Here is a 2,527-nt window from a genome sequence, read left to right as displayed (position 1 = left end):
AAATCATCAAATATCGGTGCATCAGGTAGCCATTCTTTGCGTCCTTTATCATCGCTTAAGACTTCTATACCGATAGATTCAAGTTTATTTAAAGCCCAAGTGGTGCAGTTGTGATAAGGATAAGTAATATTTAAAGGATTAGAATTGTAATATAGATTTAAGGCTGGGTTTAAAAGCTGGTTATCGTCTTTGTTCATATTAGGATTTCTATCTTTTGTAAGATTTACATCTTGCTTGATAAATTCTAATAATTTATTATATTGAAACTCTGATACCCTAAATATACAGCGATTAGATTTATCTGTAAAAGTAACTTTATCTCTATTTACTTGATAATACCCGATAAGCTCACCTCCCCATTTATCGATATACTGATTATTCTCATACACTTTCCCCCAATGACTAGGTGCAGTTTCCACAGGTCCAAATCCAAAGAATCCTTCTTCCTTAAAATCATCGCTTAAAATACTAGGATAGATTTGTTTATACCATTTAGAATCCACATTATCCCAATCTTTATTGGCGAGGGCTTCTTTTTGTTTTTCATTATCTTGAATATCTAATCTATCGGGGTGAGTATGAGTAAGTCCTAAGAATGCGTGAGGGACAGCTACCATTTCACCACGATTCATAAAAGATATTGGATTAATATATAAAGTTATATAATACGACATAGAAAATCCTTTTTATTTAATACCCGCACTATTACAAAATCCATAAGCACAGAGCCATACAAAAGCTATAGATATTACACAGCAGATTATAAAACTTATTTTATAAAATTTATAGAATTTATACAATATTAGTGGCAATATAAATGATGTTATACTTAACTCTAACGCTATATCATACCAACTGCACCTAAATAGCCCTAATGATGATTTTCCAACTAAAAAATAAAAATAATAAAGTAATTTCCCAAAAGCTATCATTGATATAATAATTGCTATAAAGCTTATAATACAATCTAAAATAAATTTACCAAAATTAAATTTTTTATTCATAGAATCTCCTTTTGATTATTCTCATAGACTTTCCCCCAATGATTAAAAGCAGATTCCACGGGAGCGAATCCAAAGAATCCCTCCCCTTTAAAATCATCACTTAAAATACTAGGATAGATTTGCTCATACCATTTGCCTTGAGATTCTGTGATATTGTTAAAATTACCTCCTAAGAGCAAATCAGGTCGTGGATTAGAATATTTTTGTATCTCAATATATCCTTGCTTATCAAGTTCATCGGGGTGAGTGTGAGTAAGTCCTAAGAAAGCGTGAGGAATATTATTTTGCATTGGGTGAATGTATATGGTTACATAATATTTCATAAGAGATTTTCCTTTATTGCTAGTAAATATATCCATGAGCTAAATTATAAGCTAATTTCCACCAAAAAGTTGTCAAAATAGCATAACAAAATACAAGACTCGCTTTGTTGATTTTTGCAAAAGGGTTCTTTTTTATATAGAAAAAAAGAAAAAGGATTATAGTATTGCAAATAAAAATAATCAATGGATATTGATATATACCATTAATATTAAAGTTAATATAAAATAATTTTTCAAACAAAGAATATATCATACCAACAATAATACCAATAGGCATAAATAAGACTATTGTAGATACTACCATCACTCCAAAGCTTATAATACAATCTACTACAAATTTACTAAAGCTAAATTTATTATTCATAGATACACCCTTGCTACATATTGATTGTTTTCAAAAACTTTCCCTGCTGCCTTACCTATTATCCCTAAATCACCATTAGCCGTGCCAAACCCCCAAAAGCCATCATTATATTCATTTGTATCCATTGTTTCATACCATTTATATTCTTCTTTCCTAAAAGTAACCATTTTACCAAGACTATAATCCCAATATTTTACATCTCTTTCAAGTTTTATCTTATCTAATTCATCAGGTGATTTATCTTTGGTGAGTCCTAGAAATGCGTGGGTAAAGTCATCAAAATTAAGTAGTTCTTTCTCAAATAGTTCATCAATATAAATTGTTACATAATATTTCATAGTTTTTTCCTTATCATCTTAGAGGTAACCCTCCATTTACTTGCCAAGCACTTATAATTATAGGGTATCCAAAATATAAATATATCAAGAAAAATAAAAACTTAAATTTCAAAGGTAGCTCTGAAAAAAACCAAATAAATGGAAGTAAAATACATGAAATTGCTACAATTTGTATAGAAAGCTCTTTTAATAAATCATACAAACAAGAAGCTAGAATAAAAATCAAAATATAAGAAGCATTAATAAGCCAAAATAATTTATGAATACTCAAGAGTGCAAACCAAGATATGCCAAAAATAAAAAAATATATAATAAAAAATATATTTATGGTATCTGGTCCAATAGTATCTTTATTAAGATATTGTGCAATGAAAAAAGAAAAAATTGAAGCAAAAACTCCACTACACACAAACCACGCAATTTGCCCACTTGTGATAGAATCTAGTCCTTTGGATTCTAGCTTTGCTTTGATATGTGAGTAAATAGGGATTTTCACTA

Annotated in this window: 5 protein-coding genes and 1 pseudogene; all 6 read right to left on the bottom strand. The window is 29.1% G+C overall.

The window, feature by feature from the left end; translation table 11 throughout:
• Nucleotides 1–674: pseudogene (locus tag CQA53_RS12655) on the bottom strand (hypothetical protein); the annotation flags it as partial.
• 12 nt (nt 675–686) lie between these two features.
• Nucleotides 687–1,004: a hypothetical protein gene (locus CQA53_RS10855; RefSeq protein WP_115543960.1), complete on the bottom strand. Its 318-nt coding sequence runs from the start codon at nt 1,002–1,004 to the stop codon at nt 687–689.
• Nucleotides 1,001–1,327, bottom strand: a complete 327-nt coding sequence (locus CQA53_RS10850; protein ID WP_115543959.1) for a hypothetical protein — start codon at nt 1,325–1,327, stop codon at nt 1,001–1,003. The genes CQA53_RS10855 and CQA53_RS10850 overlap by 4 nt, the downstream gene beginning before the upstream one ends.
• Nucleotides 1,328–1,346: 19 nt before the next feature.
• Entirely contained in the window at nt 1,347–1,691 is a 345-nt protein-coding gene (locus tag CQA53_RS10845) for a hypothetical protein (protein ID WP_115543958.1), read from the bottom strand.
• Nucleotides 1,688–2,029, bottom strand: coding sequence for a hypothetical protein (locus CQA53_RS10840; RefSeq protein WP_115543957.1), 342 nt, complete (start codon nt 2,027–2,029; stop codon nt 1,688–1,690). The genes CQA53_RS10845 and CQA53_RS10840 overlap by 4 nt, the downstream gene beginning before the upstream one ends.
• Nucleotides 2,030–2,042: 13 nt before the next feature.
• Nucleotides 2,043–2,527: hypothetical protein (locus CQA53_RS12650; RefSeq protein ID WP_181882462.1), on the bottom strand; the 485-nt coding region annotated here is incomplete at its 5' end.

It is taken from the genome of Helicobacter didelphidarum (assembly GCF_003364195.1).
Classification (GTDB): Bacteria; Campylobacterota; Campylobacteria; order Campylobacterales; family Helicobacteraceae; genus Helicobacter_A; species Helicobacter_A didelphidarum.
The sequence above is the reverse complement of the archived record's forward strand: the minus strand, read 5'-3'. Positions and strand labels throughout refer to the sequence as shown.